The sequence below is a fragment of the Lactobacillus sp. UCMA15818 genome (assembly GCF_030400225.1).
GTDB lineage: Bacteria > Bacillota > Bacilli > Lactobacillales > Lactobacillaceae > Liquorilactobacillus.
This window is the reverse complement of the sequence record NZ_VJYB01000004.1, coordinates 75,443-95,414: the sequence shown is the minus strand read 5'-3', so window position 1 is coordinate 95,414 and position 19,972 is coordinate 75,443. Positions and strand designations below refer to the sequence as shown.

Annotated in this window: 14 protein-coding genes; 7 read left to right on the top strand and 7 right to left on the bottom strand. The window is 35.1% G+C overall.

The annotated features are described in order from the left end of the window. Positions 1–8 precede the first annotated feature (8 nt). The 5 genes from FFX44_RS06825 to FFX44_RS06805 form a co-directional block, all read right to left on the bottom strand. Positions 9–500 carry a PTS sugar transporter subunit IIB gene (locus FFX44_RS06825; protein WP_289979183.1) on the bottom strand — a complete coding sequence of 164 codons (492 nt, stop codon included), beginning with the start codon at positions 498–500 and terminating at the stop codon, positions 9–11. Positions 501–536: 36 nt separating this feature from the next. Beyond that, a complete protein-coding gene (locus FFX44_RS06820) occupies positions 537–959 on the bottom strand; it encodes a PTS sugar transporter subunit IIA (RefSeq protein WP_289979180.1) in 423 nt (140 codons plus the stop codon). 141 nt (positions 960–1,100) lie between these two features. Beyond that, on the bottom strand, positions 1,101–3,707 hold the full coding sequence (locus tag FFX44_RS06815) for a sigma 54-interacting transcriptional regulator (RefSeq protein ID WP_289979178.1): 2,607 nt from the start codon (positions 3,705–3,707) through the stop codon (positions 1,101–1,103). A gap of 300 nt (positions 3,708–4,007) precedes the next feature. Next, positions 4,008–4,697, bottom strand: coding sequence for an MmcQ protein (locus FFX44_RS06810; RefSeq protein WP_289979175.1), 690 nt, complete (start codon positions 4,695–4,697; stop codon positions 4,008–4,010). A gap of 252 nt (positions 4,698–4,949) precedes the next feature. Next, entirely contained in the window at positions 4,950–5,765 is an 816-nt protein-coding gene (locus tag FFX44_RS06805) for a MerR family transcriptional regulator (protein ID WP_289979173.1), read from the bottom strand. 97 nt (positions 5,766–5,862) lie between these two features. Between FFX44_RS06805 and FFX44_RS06800 the strand changes: the two genes are divergently transcribed. From FFX44_RS06800 to FFX44_RS06770, 7 genes are all read left to right on the top strand, one after another. Then, on the top strand, positions 5,863–7,182 hold the full coding sequence (locus FFX44_RS06800; protein ID WP_289979171.1) for a replication-associated recombination protein A: 1,320 nt from the start codon (positions 5,863–5,865) through the stop codon (positions 7,180–7,182). A 232-nt stretch (positions 7,183–7,414) separates the two neighbouring features. Continuing rightward, a complete protein-coding gene (locus FFX44_RS06795; RefSeq protein WP_289979170.1) occupies positions 7,415–7,945 on the top strand; it encodes an NAD(P)H-dependent oxidoreductase in 531 nt (176 codons plus the stop codon). Positions 7,946–8,036: 91 nt separating this feature from the next. Further along, positions 8,037–10,577 carry an AAA family ATPase gene (locus FFX44_RS06790; RefSeq protein ID WP_289979169.1) on the top strand — a complete coding sequence of 847 codons (2,541 nt, stop codon included), beginning with the start codon at positions 8,037–8,039 and terminating at the stop codon, positions 10,575–10,577. A 323-nt stretch (positions 10,578–10,900) separates the two neighbouring features. Continuing rightward, entirely contained in the window at positions 10,901–11,533 is a 633-nt protein-coding gene (locus FFX44_RS06785; protein ID WP_289979167.1) for a superoxide dismutase, read from the top strand. 179 nt (positions 11,534–11,712) lie between these two features. Next, on the top strand, positions 11,713–12,567 hold the full coding sequence (licT, locus tag FFX44_RS06780; RefSeq protein ID WP_289979165.1) for a BglG family transcription antiterminator LicT: 855 nt from the start codon (positions 11,713–11,715) through the stop codon (positions 12,565–12,567). 121 nt (positions 12,568–12,688) lie between these two features. Further along, positions 12,689–14,503, top strand: a complete 1,815-nt coding sequence (locus FFX44_RS06775) for a beta-glucoside-specific PTS transporter subunit IIABC (RefSeq protein ID WP_289979163.1) — start codon at positions 12,689–12,691, stop codon at positions 14,501–14,503. A gap of 27 nt (positions 14,504–14,530) precedes the next feature. Then, positions 14,531–15,988, top strand: coding sequence for a glycoside hydrolase family 1 protein (locus FFX44_RS06770; protein ID WP_289979160.1), 1,458 nt, complete (start codon positions 14,531–14,533; stop codon positions 15,986–15,988). Between the two features lie 122 nt (positions 15,989–16,110). On the opposite strand, the gene FFX44_RS06765 is transcribed toward FFX44_RS06770, so the two are convergent. Both FFX44_RS06765 and FFX44_RS06760 read right to left on the bottom strand, forming a co-directional pair. Further along, complete coding sequence (locus FFX44_RS06765; protein WP_289979158.1) at positions 16,111–16,683, bottom strand: hypothetical protein; 573 nt, start codon at positions 16,681–16,683, stop codon at positions 16,111–16,113. A 271-nt stretch (positions 16,684–16,954) separates the two neighbouring features. Continuing rightward, the gene (locus FFX44_RS06760) at positions 16,955–19,735 is read right to left on the bottom strand and encodes a cation-transporting P-type ATPase (protein WP_289979154.1); all 2,781 of its coding nucleotides are present in this window, start codon (positions 19,733–19,735) and stop codon (positions 16,955–16,957) included. Positions 19,736–19,972 lie beyond the last annotated feature (237 nt).

The following is a 19,972-nucleotide window of genomic DNA, read 5'->3' as shown; positions in this document are numbered from 1 at the left end:
CTTCCTCCTTACAAATTCAATTTTTTCAAAACATTACTTGCCAATTCCTTTTTATCATCTGGTAAATTTTGAAGTGCAGCATTTGGATAAATTTCTACTAATTCCTTAAGACTTTCTATTTCTTGATCTGTTAGCATCACAAATTGAGTCAATGTTTTTTTATCTCCGTGCACTGATTTACCAACATTCCCAATATTGACATAATTAATATCCGCTATATTTTCAGCTAATGTTTTTGCATCCGCAATTGTTCTAACCAAAACCAGTAATTTCATTTTTTGGGCCCGGGGATCATTCAGTAAGTTAATTGCTCCATCCACTGTTTTGATAATAACCTTAATTCCTGTAGGAACAGCCATCTCAAGGGCCATTTTTTGCGTCTCATTTCCAGCAGTTTCGTCATTAGCGACCACAATACCATCTAAGTCAAGTGCTCTTGACCAGACCATCGCAATTTGTCCATGAATAAGTCTCTCATCTACTCGTAAAGCTTGAATCATATTAATCTCTCCTTTAGTTTTTTTCTGTTTGCTTACCTAGTTGAAAAAGTCTTGGTCATTTTCACTAAAATCTGATTGTAACTGCACCAGTTTTAAGTTGTCTTTTCCTTTTTTAATTACACTTTCAATAAAACTTTGTGTAATTTTTTCTTGTGAAAGTACTGTTTCTAAAATAACAGGCAAATTAAATCCGGCAATAATAAAGATATTTTTGTGTTCACTAGCCATAACACTGACCTTTTGATTGACACTGCCACCATATAAGTCAGTAAAAATCACTGCGCTATCTTCAATGTTTAGTTTATCGAAAAAATTATATAATTCATCACCCAATTCTTTTGTTTCATCTGTATATGCAGAAACATAACTGATGGGTTGTCCTTGACCAGCAAAAAGTTCAATCGTACTTTGAATTCCCTTTGCCAATTCGCCATGTGTTGCAATCAAATACTTGTTCATAAAAACCATTCCTTTCTATTCTTCCTTCTCACACTTAATACTTAGCAATTTCCGTGCCAACTTTTGCAAAAGGCTACACTCTAGGCGTTCTAAGAATAAAAAAAAAGTAAATGCTCTTTTTTAAGCACTTACTTAAACACATTAATCAACCACAAGCGGTCGTAATAACTCATACATTAACGATATTTCATAATCATTTACTGTAATATTGTATTTTGTTTCAACATCATGAAAAATATTCTTTGAAACTGAATAAAACTCTAATTGTGTTTCTGACATCTGTTCACGGATAGTGTGACCTTTGTTATTAGAATTACTTGAAACCAATGTTCTTTCCAACATTAAAGAAATATGCATATACAAATTCAGCTTTATTTTCCCACTTAAGCTTAAATGATAGTATTTTCCATATTTACTAGTAATTTTTTGAACTTCCTTTATCACAACTTCTGGATTTAAAAACTCTAATCGATCCCCGATTCCTTCAATTGTGAAGAATTTCAACAGTTCTTCAATCAAGGCGTTTATACTTTGATCGCTTTCTCCAAGTTCTTTTAGTAACTCTCCAAGTTTTTTAGTGCCCGGTTTATCCATAATGTCGTAGATGTTGATAATTGGAGTTAATGTATATTGTGGAATATCAGTAGTAGTGAGAATTATCTTTGTATTTCGAAAGTATTCGTGATCATGATTATCCAAAGAATTTTTCAAGTCTTTATAATCCATCGTTATAATATCGGTATCCGTTTGAGAAACTTTCTTTATAATTTTTTTAATTTCTTTGGAAAGTCCCTCTCCTGACATACACGAGATAATTATATTTTGTTTTTGCGATATTCCTTCATAATATTGAGTACTGATAACATCTCGATATGCTTCTGTTTTTTCAGCAATTTCTTTGAATTGGCTATTTTGCTGTATCTGAAGCCCAATATCTAATGCGGTTGCAGTTGTCACATTATTAATAACTAACAAATCTGAGGAAAGAAGGGGCTTTATCTCCTTGTACATTTGACTCAAAGATCCCATATCGAACATCAAAATGGTCCCCTTGTATGCTTGAGATTGTTGGCTGATAAAATTCCCTATTTCTTTGCTGATATCCATCATTGAAGTTTCAATTGGCATATCAAAACTCTCAAAAATGTAATTACAACATAAATTATTAACAACACTTTGAATACTGGCTGCCATTGTTTCTCCATGTGATACTATAATCGCAAGCATATCTATTTTTTCAATCGCACTTACCTTAGGTGCAAAAATTAAGAAAACAAGCGCTAAAACGACTAGACTTTGTGATAATTCCTTAAAATCCAATTTCTGTGCAGCAAGCATTGCCAGATATGTTGTTCGCGGATATCTTTTTTTGATAGATTGCAGCAAAACTTCACTATCTTTTAAATTAAGCTGTTCAGAAAAATATAATAGTATATCTAAAAAGTATATTAAATTCTTTATATCATTATCTGTAATATCAATTGTCTGCCCATAACGATGTCTTAAGAACACAATTATTTTTTTTACTCTGCTTGTCATTATGTTGGTAATCTTTTCATCCAAATCGATATTAAGAACCAGTTGTCTAGTATCATGTAAAAAACTTTGAATTTCTAAAACACTATCCGAAATAGGCGCTTTTTGATGTTCATTTTTTTTCAAAATATTGATAAGGTTTAAAACCGATTGCTTGTCATCTAGAGACATTAGCGGTTCAAAATTCTCGATTTTCTGATACTCAAGATAAATATAGTCTTCTAAAAAGGTTTGTTTATCGTCAATCATTATATAACGTCCGCTACTAGTATCATTCCTGTATGCATCTGCGCACATCAATTTTACTTTATTTTGAATGGTGCCAATATTTCCGCCCGACGAAATTGCAACTAATGATTTAAGAACGCTGTACGCAATTTTCAAGTCTCGTTGAATGGAAATCGCTTCCTGATAAAAAAAATGAAGTATGATTTGATATCTCTCAAATAATGGCCTTTTCGAAAAGGATGGCAATTCAAGATTTAAAGGGACACGCCGCCTAAATGTTTGTAAGAGGTAATTGTCTAGTTGCTCTGTCGTTGCAAAAATGAAGCGGATATTAACTTTTAGCGCATCTTTATTTTCTCCAAGTGGATAATAGTAGCCTGTATCAAGCAGTGTAAATAATTTTTCTTGACTTTCTATTGGCAAGCGATGAATCTCGTCTAAGAAAAGATAACCGCCATCTGCTTGTTTAACCAATCCAGTGGTATCCTTATCAGCTCCTGTAAAAGCACCTCTTTTATAGCCAAATAAGACTGAGGAAAGAAGTTCTGGATTATTAGCATAATCAGCGCAGTTTAGAACAACAAATTTTGCTGATTCGGTAATAACATGCTGCTGATGTGCATATTTATATAGGAGAGATGCAAGATAGCTTTTTCCTGTACCCGAAGGACCTGTAATAATTAAAGGAAAACCATTAGGTGGGTACACAACTGATGACTTCGCTGATTCAATAACTTTTTTTAAACTACCAGACGAACCTATAAATCTAGAGAAAACATCTGTATTCTCTTTTATTTTCCAATAAACAGGTTTAGTACCGTATTTAATAACCAAGCCATCTTTACGTAATTGAGATAAGTATGAACTAGTCACTCCACGTGTAAGTTCTGCAGCTTTAGCGATTTCTTCCGTTGATATATCTTTAAGGCCACTATTGAGTAATTCTTTCAATACATCTCTAACTTTAAAACGAGCTTTTTTCATGAACTGATCCTCCTAAAGTGATTAATTACATTTAAGCACATCATTGCAGGTAAGACCATATTAATTTTAATCACAAAGAATTTTTCATGTGTTTAATATATGGTTCTAAACTAATCAAGCTGTATAGAAGATATCGAAGCAATTAAAGCAACTACTCAAAGAGGAATATATTCTGAGCGCTCGGATTAAATTGAAATTCATGATATTAAAAAAATATGGATGTCACTGGGGTTCCAATATTCAACGCAGGAAAAACTATTTAGATGGTAAAAAAGTGTCTAGGTTACACGATTTTAATTACTAGTTAACGGGTTTACTGTTTTGGGCTAATTCATTGGTCAAAGCTTTTGTAGCACGTCTTGGACCACGAATTGCTTTAATACCATACTTCTTTAGATTGTTAAAACTATATTTTCTGGTATTCAAACTTTCAATACGACGTAGTTGCATAACATGATCTATTTTTAGGTTTTGATCCTGATAATAATAAGGTTGATTAATAGCTGTTACTAAACATTTGTATTTTAGAGCTGATACAGGTGCTGCTACATACAAATAAACAATATCACCAATTCTGATATGAGTAGATTGTTTCCAACTAATTGTTTGGTTTAATTTAAATGCCTGATCAATATCGAAGTATCTAGGATTGGCTGGGACTATCCATTCTTGACCAGTAACTACCAAATCAAAGATAAAACAGTCATCTGCAATTTTGTGTAGCAATGTTTGATATTTATCCTTAATACTAGCTGCAAAACTTCCTATTAAATTTGAGGAACGAAAATTTATATACTCTTCATTAAAATTTGTATCAATAACTTGTCCTACTAATCGTTGGTTATCCTTAATTTCTACTTTTATTACAAGATCAGTATCTGGAATTGTTTGGATGAAAACTAAACTATTGGTTGTTTTTTTAAAACCAAACATAATTAGTTTTCGATAATCTGGTTTTAAATTAGTGAAAATCTCACTTTCTAAACTCATAATTTTACTCCCTTTTATTTTTAATTGATGATTTGTGTTTAAGAGAGGGGTCAAAAGTTAAATTTTGATTCAGTTCCTCTATTTATTCCGTATAAACGTGTTTCATAAGTCAAAACTCTCCATCTAACTTCGAATTACTCATAGCAAAGTACTCGCTATGTTCGTAATTTCGAGTTAATACTCAAATTTTCCCGACTTATGGTATAGCTTTCTGTATTGGTTTTACAATAATGATTGTAAGTGCAGAATTATTCAGTCTTGTTTATTGAGAACTGCAAATTCAAGCCAACCATATTTAGAAGATCCTGTCTCAATAAGATTATTACCTGCATTAATTTGCCAAAGGTAATCTTCGGTCACTATTTTATTTTTTTTGCAAAAAATTTTCAACTCAGTTAAACCTTGATCAATACCAACCACATTGTTCTCAACGAGTGTGCAAACATACCTACCCGCATTTTTTTCAATTGTCGGAACAGGAACCTTATGTTCACCGTTAATAACCTCTTTAATTACGCGAAAGGAGGCTTCAGCGTAACCATTTGGTTTATCGACTGTCAAGTTGGTTAAAAAGCCGGATTTAGTTGTATCCATAACAGCTAATGAATCAAGCTGTTTATAAAATGCAGCAAATAATTGTGCAACTTCTTCCTCGGTGCAGCTAACAGATCTCTGTGAACACCAAAAAATCTTTTTTTGCCTCCGCTGAATTGAAGGTTGATAAAGCATATCTTTGTCAACAACAGATTGATTACCAATTTTTTTATTGATGATTTCTCGAATTTTAACTAGCTCATTGATTTTATTATCAATTTGATTTTGAGTGCTTATCAATTGTTCATTAGGAACATCCTGAGACTTAGTTCCTATTTTTCTTATCTCATCCAAGGGGATATCTAAACCGCGCAACCCTAATATGAACATCAAATCATATAATTGGCTATAATCATAGTAGCGATAACCTGCTGGAGATCTATCTATGGGTTTAAAGATATTTTCTTGATCGTAAAATATTAATGTACGGCGAGTTGTGTTGGCTAGTTTAGCCATTTCACTTATCTTTAACATAAAGTGTTCCTCCTGTTGACTGTAACGTAACGTTATAGGACACAATGAATTATAGCACGCAATTGGTGCATTATTAAAAGAAAGGCGGTGTAGACCTATGAAACAGGAATCACTATTTTCTAGTCAACCGGAAAATACACCTTTAGCTAACCGTGTTCGTCCAGAAAGTTTAGATCAATTTGTTGGGCAACAACATTTACTAGGTACTGGCAAGATTTTACGGGAAATTATTGAGAGTGATCAAGTTTCCTCAATGATTTTTTGGGGGCCACCTGGAGTTGGAAAGACAACACTGGCTGAAATAATTGCCAAGCAAACACAATCAACCTTTTTAAGTTTTAGTGCGGTGGATAGTAGCATTAGTAAGATCAAAAAAATCATGAAGCAAGCAGAAACTGATCGTGAAATTGGGCAAAAAACTATTGTTTTTGTCGATGAAATCCACCGCTTTAACAAAGCACAGCAAGATGTTTTTTTGCCATACGTAGAACGTGGAAGTATTATCTTAATTGGAGCTACAACTGAAAATCCATCATTTGAAATTAATTCAGCATTACTATCACGTTGCAAAGTTTTTGTACTAAAAGCGCTTAAGCAATCCGATATTATTAGATTACTTAAGCGTACACTTAGCAACCCTGATGGTTTTGCAAAACAAATAATTCATATTGGTGATGATGAGATCAAGGCTATCGCAAATTTTGCCGATGGTGATGCTAGGAGGGCTCTAAATACTTTAGAAATGGCTGTTCTTAATGGCGAAAAAAGTGGGAACGTTATCACAATAACTATTGAGAATCTTAGCCAGTTAATAAATAAAAAATTTGTTCTTTATGATAAGAACGGTGAAGAGCATTATAATATTATCTCTGCTTTGCATAAATCGATGCGTAATAGTGATGTTGATGCAGCAATTTATTGGTTATCACGAATGTTAGAGGGGGGAGAGGACCCTATCTATATTGCTAGGAGATTAGTACGTTTTGCTAGTGAGGATATTGGATTAGCCGATACTAATGCGCTTAATCTCACCATTAATGTATTTCAAGCCTGCCAGTTTATTGGTATGCCAGAGTGTGATGTGCATCTAGTTGAAGCAGTAACTTATTTATCGTTAGCACCTAAATCTAATGCTATTTATAAAGCAAGATTAGCAGCGGCCAAAGATGTTAAAGAAACTGCAAATGACCCTGTTCCTCTGCAAATACGTAATGCACCAACCAAGCTAATGAAGGACTTGGGTTATGGTAAAGATTATAAACTAGCACATTATGCTAAAGATAAACTAACCACTATGAAAACTATGCCACTTTCAGTAGCTGGTCATGAATATTATCTTCCGACAACCGAAGGAAATGAAAAGCGTTTTAAGGAACGTTTATTGCAAATTAAAGCTTGGCATAAGCAACATCGATAATAAAAATTTTTGACTTATGAAACATATTTATTCGTATTGGAAAGAAGAACCCAGGTTAAAAGTAGTTATTATTTTTATTGACTGTAACGTTAATATACAGTTTAGAATGATTTTATGTATAAGGCAACTAATCGATGAATTTAATCAAATAAATAATTTTGTATTTTCAATGTAATGATATTGATGCAATGTTTTATCTTACAAAAAGATTGAATAAAGTATGGTGTAATACGTGAAAAATAAGTTGAATCAGAAAATAAAAACAACAGTATTCTTATTTCATCCTGATATTAAATCTTCAAAAGTTAATTATGCATTGAAATCAGGCACCGGTGGAGACATCGTTGTTCGAGATATCTACGCATTATATCCAGATGAAAGAATAAATATTAGGGAGGAACAAAAACATTTAAATCAAAGTGATAGGATAGTTTTCCAATTTCCAATTTACTGGTATAGTTCACCAGCATTACTAAAAAAATGGGAGGATCAAGTGTTAGAACATGGTTGGGCATATGGGAGTCATGGGAATGCATTAGCGGGGAAGGAATTATTAATTGCAGCAACTTTTGGTTCCACTAGCTATGGAGTTGGAAAGGAAACAAAATATACCTATGACGAATTGCTATATCCGTATCATGCACTAGCTGACTATGTTGGGATGAATTATATGAATCCATTTATACTCTCTGGAACAATTGGAATTAGAGGAGCAAAGTTAAGGGAAAAGGTGAAAGAATACTATGATTATCTTCACAGTTAGAGCAAAAATAGTATTGTGTCAATTGCTGACAAGAGGGCAGAAAAATAACTTTTATAAACAAAAGAGCTTACTTTACTAAGAAGGTAAATACATGACAAAACAAAAAAATAAGATTCAACAAATTGAAGTTCGGGGTGGAAATGTACATAATTTAAAAAATATTAATATAAATATTCCATTGAATAAGTTTGTAGCAATTTCAGGCCCTTCAGGATCAGGCAAGAGTTCTTTGGCTATGGGAATTTTATATGCTGAAGGTTCCCGCCGATACCTGGAAGCCTTGTCGACATATACAAGACGTCGAATTAATCAAAATAAACGCTCTCAGGTACAAGAAGTAAAGCATATTCCATCGGCAATTGCATTGCGTCAACGTCCAAATGTACCATCAGAACGTTCAACGGTGGGCTCAATGAGTGAACTATTTAATGTCGTTAGACTGATATTTTCACGTTTAGGATCAACTGTATGTCCCAATGGGCACCGAATTCAACCCAGCTTAAAGATTGCTCAATCAATGGATTTACCAGGAGGACCAGAAAGTCGTATGGGTATTATCGCTTGTCCAACCTGTGGGGTAGAGTTCATGGCAAAATCGGCTGAAGATTTTGCCTTCAATTCTGGTGGTGCTTGTCCCGAATGCCATGGTACTGGGAGAGTGCGCGAACTCGATGAGAGTAAATTGATTGGTAATAAGGATTTAACCCTTGAAGAAGGCGTTGTGGCTTCTTGGCATTTGCCAGGTCGTAACTTTATGCCAACTGTAGCTGCAACGCTGGGTGTTCGCACTGATGTACCTTATAAAAATCTGACAGAGCATGAAAAAGATATCGTTTTACATGGTGAGAAAAAACAGTATCCAGTTGATTTTCGTACCTCAACAGGTCGTGTTTTCCATACTGACAAGACATTATATGAAAATGCCTACGAAGCAGTTTATGATTCACTCAAAACAGTTAAAAGTGACCGTGCTATTAACAAAGTGAATCAATTTTTCCATTTCTCAGTCTGCCCGAATTGTCATGGGACTAGGTTAAATCCAGATTTGTTAACTCAAATGGTTGGTGATTCAAATATTGCCGAGGTTTCAAGTCTTTCACTTGGAAAACTATCGGTTTGGGAAAAGCGAACTAAAGTTGGATTACCCCATGAGATGCAAGCAATGGCCACAGTTCTATTTAAAAGTCTAACAAACACATTACAACCGTTGTTAGAATTAGGATTGGATTACTTGGCACTATCTCGAAATGGTAATACATTATCAACTGGAGAATTACAGCGGTTACAGCTTGCTAAAACAATACGAACTGAGACAACTGGTGTTTTGTATGTATTGGACGAGCCCTCTATTGGGTTACATCCAGATAATGTTAAGGGGTTGATTAATGTTTTTAGAGCATTAATTGCTCAAGGAAACTCACTCGTTGTGGTCGATCATGAAGTTGCTGTCATTGAAGCTGCTGATTGGGTAATTGAAGTTGGTCCTGGATCTGGTGATACAGGGGGTAATATCATTGCGGTCGGTAAACCACAAGACTTAATTAATCAACCACAATCATTAATTGGCCCGTATATTTCAGGCAAAGCCAACATTATGCATGACAAAGTTGCAACAACAAAACACGCAACTGCTTTGACAACGCATGTATCGGTTGAAAAATATTTTAATTTGCAAAATATTTCAGTCACTATTCCGGGTAATCAAATAACGGCTGTAACTGGATTCTCTGGTGCTGGTAAAACAAGTTTAATCTTAGACAGCTTAGTACCTGCTATAAAAGCTTTAAATCACAAAGTTCCATTACCTAAGCAAGTTAAAACACTCACAACTATTTTTACTGATGTTGTGAGTGTTGATGCCAAACCTGTCGGTAAAAATTCACGATCAAGTCTAGCAACTTACACAACAATTATGGATAATTTGAGGCGGATATTTGCTGATTTACCAGTGGCTAAAGCTAAAAAATATGGTCTTTCCTATTTTTCATATAATAATAAACAAGGTGCATGTGAGCATTGTGGAGGTGTGGGCACAATTACGTTGGATATTCAATATTTACCGGATATGGAAGAAGTTTGTCCTTATTGCCATGGCGCACGCTATAAGGATGATATTCAAAAAATATATTGGCATGATTATAATATTGTTGACTTACTTAATTTATCGGTTAAAGATGCTTTGGAGGTCTTTCAAGATGTTCCTAAAATTGAAAAACAGCTCAGATTACTCAGTGATATTGGTTTGGATTATTTGCATTTGGGTGAAAGCACACCTAGTTTGTCTGGTGGTGAGGCGCAACGCCTAAAATTAGTTAATCATCTGAATAAAAAACAAAATAAAACGCTCTTTGTTTTTGATGAACCATCTGTAGGACTACATCCAAATGATGTCCAGACATTGCTTGGTGTGATTAATAAATTGAAAGAAAAAGGTGCCACAGTTATTATTATCACACATGATCTCGATTTAATGGCTAATGCCGACTATATGATTGATTTAGGGCCTAAGGGTGGATTAGCTGGTGGTGAGTTAATGGCTAGTGGAGATCCATGGCAATTAATAAGGAACCCAATTAGTTTAACTCTTAGGTATCTCAGGGAACATTTTAGCCATTTTGGCTTAATTAAATAATTGGAGAAAATTATTTGTTAACAGCACTTTTTTAACTTTTAAGATTATATTTGAAAGAAATGGTTTCTGCGTTTTTTCTACAAATGTAGATAGTATAATGAAAGTAAAATTCTAGCTAGTATAAGTGCTGGAATCATGTTTAGTATAAAAAATACTAAGATAAAAATTTAGGAGAGTTATATGCTGAATAATATGCTTTAAAAGCCACATAAAAATAATATCCAAATATATAAAAAGCATAAGCATCTTCTTGGATTTTTATACTTCAGTAGGTTAAAATTAAATAAGAATAAAGCCCTTACAAACGAAAGGAGATCAATACCATGGCGTATATACTTCCAAATTTACCGTATGATTATAGTGCATTAGAACCTTATATTGATGAGCAAACAATGCGATTACATCATGATATGCATCATCAAACCTATATTAATAATTTGAATGCAGCTTTGAAAGATCATCCTAAATTGTCTGAACTTCCAATAGAAGAGTTGATGGGGCAAATAGACAAGGTACCTAAGGATATTAAGAAGGCTGTACGTAATAGTGGTGGCGGACATGCCAATCATTCGCTTTTTTGGAAACTTCTTTCGCCACATTTTGATGCTAGGCCAGAAGGATCTTTGCGTGATGCAATTGATAGTGAATTCGGTAGTCTTGAAAAATTTAAGAAGCAGTTTACTGAAATTTCCTTAAGTGTTTTTGGTTCAGGTTGGACATGGCTTGTGAAGGATGATGCTGGAAAATTAAGAATTATGACAACAGCGAATCAAGATTCTCCGATTTCTGATGGATTAACACCTATCTTGGGGTTGGACGTTTGGGAACATGCGTATTATTTAAAATATCAAAATCGTAGACCGAAATACGTTGAAGCATTCTGGCACATTGTGAACTGGCAAGAAGCTGCAGGTCGATTTGATAGTGAGTTGGCAGGAGTCGGGTCAGAAAGTTAAATAAAGCACTTGCAAAAGTATTTAAAAAGTAGTAAGATTTTAGTTGTCGAAGGATTGTTACCGCTATCATAAGCGGGCAAAACCTGTCGCAAATTGGATGTATAGGCTAGTAATAGTTTACATCACGGTTTGTGTGCAGGTTTTTTTACATCATTATCTAAGAAATCTGGGGAGAATCTATGAAGGTCAAACAGGTTTTTAATAACAATGTTCTTTTAGCAAATCAAGGTGATCAGGAAGTAGTGCTAGTTGGTCGTGGAATAGGGTTTAAGCAGAAACCGGGAATGCTTGTTGAAAAAAATAAAGTGAGTCAGGTTTTTGCGCCAACTGATGATAAATGGTTCACGTTATTTCATGATTTGATTCAAAATATTTCACCAGAATATCTTGAGTTATCTGCTCGAATAATTCAGCAAGCAAGTGAAATGCTCCACGCAAAATTCAATGATTATTTATTAATATCGCTAACAGATCATCTTGATTTTGCAGTTACTAGATACAAGCGAGGTATTCAGATTCATAATGAGATTTTATGGGAAATAAAAAATTATTATCCTAATGAATATCAAGTTGCTAGTGTGGCACTTGAAACTGTCAATCAGCAAATAGGAATAAAGCTGCCGGAAGATGAAGCCGGATTCATTGCAATGAAATTGCTTGATAGCAGTGTTGATCATCTCCAAAGTGGTGATACGGTTAAAATGACTAAGCTGATAGGAGATATCGTTCAAATTGTCCAGTATCAATTACAGATCAAGCTTGATCCGGATACGATGAGCTATCGTCGCTTTTTAGTTCATCTGAGGTTTTTGGCTGAACGTATTTTGCAAAAGAAAATTAATGATTCTGGAAGTGATGATGATTTTTTGTTTCAGCATTTGGTTAAAAAGTATCCAACATCATTTGAATGTACCAACAAAGTAACAACTTTTATCAGCGGGCAGCTACAGATTGATCTTTCAATAAATGAGCAAATTTATTTAACAATACATGTACAGCGTATCTTAGATGATCTTAATAAGAAAAACGAATAAGCGGGATTGTAACTATTAAATTAGGCAAAACCCAAGTCAATATGAAATCCAGACCTTTTTAGTCTGAGTCTGATATTGACTTGGGTTTTTGTTTTAAAAATAACTTTAGGGGTGAGATAGTATGGATTACGAAAAATTAGCATCAGATATTGTGAAAGATATCGGAGGAAAAGATAATATCAATACAGCGTGGCATTGCGCAACGCGGCTTAGATTTAAGTTGAAAGACGAAGCAAAGGCAGATACACAAAAAATTGAGGATTTAGATGGTGTAATCACAGTTGTCCGATCCGCAGGTCAATATCAAATTGTTGTTGGGAATGCTGTGGCAAATGTCTTCAATGCTTTAGCCAAACAAACCGGTTTGGAAAATGAAGAACAGAGTGCTCAACCGCAAGAGAAAGAAAAAAATATTGTTAACCGTTTTATAGCATTTATTTCAGGGACTTTTACGCCATTCTTGGGTGCTTTGGCAGGAGCCGGAATCTTAAAGGGACTGCTTGCGCTGTTTGTGGCGTTGAATTGGATGAATACCACAAGTGGAACTTACGAGATCCTATATGCTGCTGGTGATGCATTATTCACCTTTTTACCAATTTTTCTTGCATTCACAGCATCTAAGCGATTAAATGTCAATCAATTTGTAGCGGTTGCTCTTGCATCTGCATTAGTGTATCCGACACTTGTTGCAACTGCTACTAAAGCACAGACTCTTCATTTTATCGGTATTCCGGTTGTTCCAACCACATATACATCATCAGTTATTCCGATTCTTTTGGCTGTTTGGGTTTTGTCATTTATCGAACCGGTATTAAATAAAATTTTTCCTGAAGCAGTCAGGAACATCTTCACACCGCTATTTTCATTGGTAATTATGGTTCCACTAACGATGATTGTCGTTGGACCACTTGGGTCATCTGTGGGGAATATTTTATCATCGCTAGTTTCATCAGTTTATAATTTTGCACCAGCTTTAGCGGGTGCAATCATGGGTGCTTTCTGGCAAGTATTTGTTATTTTTGGAGTACATTGGACCTTTGTCCCTGTGATGATGAACAATCTTAGCAAAATGGGTTACGACCCGCTGCTGCCGATTTTATGTGCTGCCGTTATTTCTCAGGCAGGTGCAGCACTAGGAATTTTTTTGAAAACAAAGAACAAAAAACAAAAAGCATTAGCTGGTTCAGGGGTCATCACTGGGATCTTCGGAATTACCGAACCAATTATTTATGGTTTGACCTTAAAGCTGAAACGTCCATTTATCTGTGCAGTTATTGCTGGTGGCATCGGTGGAGCAATAATTGGTGGTTTTCAGGTTAGGGCCAGCTCCTTCACACTTCCTAGTTTATTGGCTATTCCAACCTATGTTGGTAAAGGATTTGTTGGTTCCTTGATTGGAATTGCAGTATCATTTGTTCTGGGTGCAGTTCTAACATATTTATTTGGAATGGGCAAAGCAGACATACAAGAGAGTGACCAAAATTTAGATGAATTGTCTGCACCTGTAAACGGTACGATTATTCCATTAACAAGCGTTAAAGATGAAGTCTTTGCATCAGAAGCTATGGGTAAGGGTATTGCAATTGTTCCAACAAATGATAAGGTTACTTCACCTGCCAGTGGAACAATTAGTGCAGTTTATCCAACTGGACATGCAATTGGAATTATTTCAGATCAAGGCGCGGAAATATTGATCCATATTGGAATAGATACTGTAAAATTAAATGGAAAATATTTTGAAACGAAAGTTAAGCAAGGGCAGCATGTCGATCAAGGAGAAGAATTGATCTTGTTTGATTCTGAAAAGATTAAGGCAAGTGGATATGATAATACCGTTATGATGATTATCACGAATACTAAACAGTATGAAGTGGAGACTACTAAAGATACAGAAGCAGATCAAAATACGGTCCTAACACTGCAGCTGACAAAATAAATTTTTTTGACAAAAGGAGATATATAAATGTATAAAGCAGATTTTCCAAAAGAATTTCCCCAAAATTTTTTGTGGGGTGGTGCGACTGCTGCTAATCAGATCGAAGGGGCTTGGAATATTGACGGAAAGGGCTTAACAACGGCAGAAGTTGTAAGAAAAGCGAATGATCGAAAAAAAATGTCGATGAATATAGTTGATGCTGAATCAATTAAAGAAGCCATCAATGATACGACAACAATCAATTATCCTAAGCGACGTGGAATTGATTTCTATCACCACTATAAAGAAGACATCAAACTTTTTGCAGAAATGGGTTTTAAAGTATTTCGTTTTTCAATTGCATGGGCACGTATTTTTCCGAAGGGCAATGAACAGCAGGTAAATGAAAAAGGGTTAGCGTTTTATGACCGTGTTTTAGATGAGCTGGAAAAATATGATATCGAACCATTAATTACACTTTCGCATTATGAAATGCCACTCGCACTTACACAAAGACAAAACGGTTGGCTGGATCGTAAAACGATTGCGGATTTTACCCATTATACTGAAACTGTTTTTAAACGTTATCGTGGGCGTGTTCGTTATTGGCTGACTTTTAACGAGATTAATACGGGAACTTGGGGTTTTCATGAAACTGGTGTCGTGGATAGTCATTTAAAGAAACAAGAACAAGAGAACATTCGTTACCAAGCGCTTCACCATCAGTTAGTAGCCAGTGCTATAGCGACTAAACAACTACATGAAATTGATCCAGAAGCAAAAATGGGTTGTATGCTAGCCAGAATGCAGACATATGCGGCGACATGTAAACCAGAAGATGTTCGTGCAGCACAATTAGAAGATCAGAAAAACTTATTTTTTACTGATGTGCAAGCACGTGGTGAGTATCCGGAGTTCATGAACAGATATTTTTCCGAAAATGGAATTCAGATTAAAATGTCTACAGATGATCAGGAAGTTCTGGCGGAATCACCAGTTGATTTTGTGAGCATCAGTTATTATATGACAACGGTCACCAGTGCTGATACAGGGGAGGAAGTCAATGGTAATATGGCAACAGGCGGCCGTAACAAGTACCTTGAAGAGTCTGACTGGGGCTGGCAGATTGATCCTGTTGGCTTGCGGATTACTTTGAATGAGATGTGGGATCGTTATCGAAAGCCATTATTTGTCGTTGAAAATGGCCTCGGCGCTTTAGATAAGCTTGAAGCTGATGCAGTCCATGATAATTATCGAATTGATTATTTGAGAAAGCATATTGAGCAAATGAAGCAGGCCATCAAGGATGGTGTTCAACTTATGGGCTATACGATGTGGGGACCAATTGACCTTATTAGTTTTTCAACTTCAGAAATGTCCAAGCGATATGGATTTATTTATGTTGATCAGAATGATGATGGGAATGGGTCATTGGAACGAATTAAAAAGGATTCTTTTTATTGGTATAAAAAAGTTATTTTTTCGAATGGAGAAGACTTAGAATAAAAAAATTTATATTATTGAATATTCAAATTAATTTTTTACCGAGGCAACTTTTGCTTCGGTTTTTTTATTGGAAAGGTTTGTTGGAGGAGAGATAGGGTTTATTTTAATAATCACTACTAGCGCTAATAATTGTTCATTAAAATAAATTGTACTACTGTGTCACAAATCATAGAAAGGTTTAAAAGCTCAAAGGCATACAGTGTGTTATACGTGATTTTTTTATTCAATAGTGCAATTCCTTGATCAAATTCCAAAATCAACTCAGCTTTTTCACTATCTATAAGGAAATTATTTGTTTTAAAATTATTTTTTAGAAAAAAATTAGTATCATGCTTTTTTAAAAATAAATAGTATACGGGCAGTAATAGTGCAGCGTTGATGAAAAGGACAAAAAATATTATTATTATGTAAAGAGGGGCTTTAAGGATAATTACAGCTAAAAAGACAAGCGTTGGAATCATGTTCAAAATCAGTATTTTTCGTAAAGACTTTGCAGGGTGATAGGTGGTAGTTGACGTACCACTTATGTTAATATTATGTATTTTTTTATATTGTTCCGTTTTTCTTTTAAAGATTACTATTTTTTTATGTAAGCTTTTTCGCATTTTAATCATTTGAAATAAAAGCACAAAAAAAATAATAGCAAAGATACACATTAAACCTAGAAGAGTAAAAATTAGTTGAACTAATGACATCACAAACGCCCCATTTATTATTTGAATTCAGTATAGCAAACGAATTTTAATTTTGCATTAGTTTTTGTTCCAATTCATTCCTGATAAAAGTTATTATTTAATAATTAGTGACAAGTATCAGAATTAAAATCATACTAAAAAATAACATTAATGAAAAATTATGGTATGCTTTCAAACAAAAAGAGTGATGAGTCATGATTTAACTTTTGACCCAGCACTCTAATAACACTATCTTCAAGTTAAAAACCTATGAGATAGAATTTTCTTAAAATTAATTGCGATTGTTAATTTTTCGAACAAAGAATTTTCGCAATTCTTCAAGTAAGAATAATGGAAGTGGAATGCAGAATAAGAAAAACCATTCGACAAGGTCTAACGGCTTGGTGTTGAAGACTTCTTGTAGAAATGGGGTGTACATCAGCACTGCAAATAACACAATCTCAGCAATAATTCCCAGCCAAATTCGCCGGTTACTGAAAAGGCCAACCGAAAAGACGGATGAAATTTGTGTTCGACAGTTCATTGCTGCTGCAATTTGGCAGAAAATAATGGCACCTAAAGTCATTGTAGTTGCTTCAGCATACCCTGTTCCAGAAGAAATGAGAGCAATAGACGGCCACCCATGAATATAGTTGACGAAGAAATAAGCACAGGTAGAAATAACTGAAGCAACTAATCCATATAATGCAAAGGCTTTTATGACAATCGATTTATTAAGTAAATGACTATCTTTGGGCCGCGGTGGGAGATCCATAATCCCCGGTTCGCTTTTTTCGGTTCCAAGGCCTAATGCTGGTAAAAGATCAGTTCCCAAGTCAACCGTTAAGATTTGCATAACCGTTAGGGGCAGAGGTACCAACCCTCTGGTTAGTAAAAATACAATAGAAGGTGCCGCCTCAGGTACATTGCTGTTAAGAATATATAATAGGAATTTTTGCAGATTGTTGTAAACCGTCCGTCCTTCCTCAATTGCACTCACAATTGAAGCAAAGTTGTCATCTGTTAAAATCATATCCGCTGCATCTTTTGCAACGTCTGTTCCTGTTACTCCCATCGCAATTCCGATATCAGCCCTCTTCAAAGCTGGAGCATCATTGACACCGTCACCCGTTGAAGCGACAATTTCTCCATTTTTTTGACACATGGATACAATTCTAAACTTATGTTCAGGTGCAACTCTAGCAAAAATAACTTCATCTTTAACTGCCTTTTGAAGGTCGTCATCAGATAGTTGATCCAACTCACTTCCCGTAATAATTCGAGCTTTATCTGATGTAATGCCGATCTTTGTTGCAATACTTTTAGCAGTGATGGGGCTATCACCTGTTACCATAATGATTCGAATACTGGCACGATGGCATTTTTTAACAGCATCAAAAATTTCTGGACGCGGTGGATCAGACATCGTTACTAAGCCAACGAAGACCATATGTGTTTCGACATTTTTGATAGTATAGCTATCAATTTTCTGACCTGCAAGGGGATCTTGACTAGTTACTTTGCGAAAAGAAAAGGCGAGTGAGCGTAATCCTGCACGAGAATATTTTTCATCGACTTCATGTATTTTTTGCCGATCTTCTTCAGTAATTGTTCGAATCTGCCCAGCATCAAGAATTTGATCACAAATTTGGAGTTCACTGCCTAATGCTCCTTTGGTATATATTATTGGATTTTCTGCCTGTGTTTTTGCAATTACTGACATTAATTTTCGATTCGAATCAAAAGGTAATTCTTTTAAACGTGGAGATTTTTGACTTTCATACTGACCATTAATTCCAACTTTTCTGGTCAAGATTATTAGTGCAGCTTCTGTAGGTGTTCCTAAAATCTTAGACTTCTCGTTTACCTTTCCTTCTGTTACTTCCGTATCATTATCAAGTGTTGCAATTTGAAGGAGTCTTTTTAAATCAGTTTCTTCCGCAAGATCGATATTTTTTCCTGCCAATGTCACATTACCATTCGTAAAATAGCCAGTTCCACTTACTTCATATTGTTTGGAAATCAACCAGACGTGGTTAACCGTCATTTGATTTTGAGTGAGAGTTCCTGTTTTATCGGAGCAAATAACGGTTGTTTCACCAAGAGTTTCAACACTATTCAAGTCTTTTAACAGCGCATGATGTTTCGCCATTCTCTGTGTTCCTTGAGCAAGTGATAGCGTAACGGTTGGTAGTAATCCTTCTGGAATAAAGGCCACAATCATGCCAAGTGCAAAAATAAATGAAGATGCAATCGGGGAATGAACAAAGAAGATTGCTAGCAAAAAGAAAGCGATGCCAATTAAAACTGCAATCACTGTCAGTTGTCTGGTTAGTTGGTTCAGTTCTCGCTGCAGTGGATATATAACCTTTTTCTGGTTTTGTGTGAGTTGAGCAATCCTCCCAAATTCGGTTGTCATACCTGTTGCAAAAACAATCCCACTGGCGGTTCCACTTGTCACTGTTGTACCGGCAAAAACGATATTATTTTGAGCAAATTTACCATCACCATGTTGGTACTGGTCTCCCTTATCTACGGGCAGTGATTCTCCAGTTAATGAGGATTCATCTATTTGCAGGTTCGAACAATTAAATATTCTGGCATCTGCCGGAATAGCGTCACCGGCTTGAAGTGCAAACAAATCTCCTGGGACTAATTCCTCTTCTCGAATCTGTTTGATGCTTCCATTTCGGGTAACTTTTACATAAGAAGGCAGCATTTTTTTTAAAGAATCAGTTGCTTTTTGAGCTGCATGTTGTTGCCAATATGAAAAGCACCCATTAATAATGTTAACTGCCCAGATGGCGATTCCCAACTCGAGCATTCCTGCAAAAGTTGCAATAATACCTGAAATCCAAAGAAGAATAGCCATCATTGATGTAAAATTCGCAACAAAAACTAATATCTCTGAACGCTTCTTGGCTGTTTGAATGGTATTCTCACCATACTTTTTAAGTCGCTTATCAGCATCAGTTTGTGTTAATCCCTGAGTCGTTGTTTGATAATTGGTCATCAAAGCTGCTAGACTTTCCTTAGCAGCATCATTCACTTTAGTAGATTCATTATTTTTCATAATTAATTCACCTCCGTCACAGGTTATGCAATTTATTGGAATCATAAACAAGTTAAGTATAGCGCTTTTTTTATAATTATGCGCAAAAATAATGGTATTGAGATGCAGGAGAAATTGTTAAAAAGGTTCGCATATTTTTTCATCTGCACTTTATTGGGGCTGGGTCAAAAGTTAAATTTTGATTCAGTTCCTCTACTTATTCCGTATAAACGTGTTTCATAAGTCAAAATTCTCCGT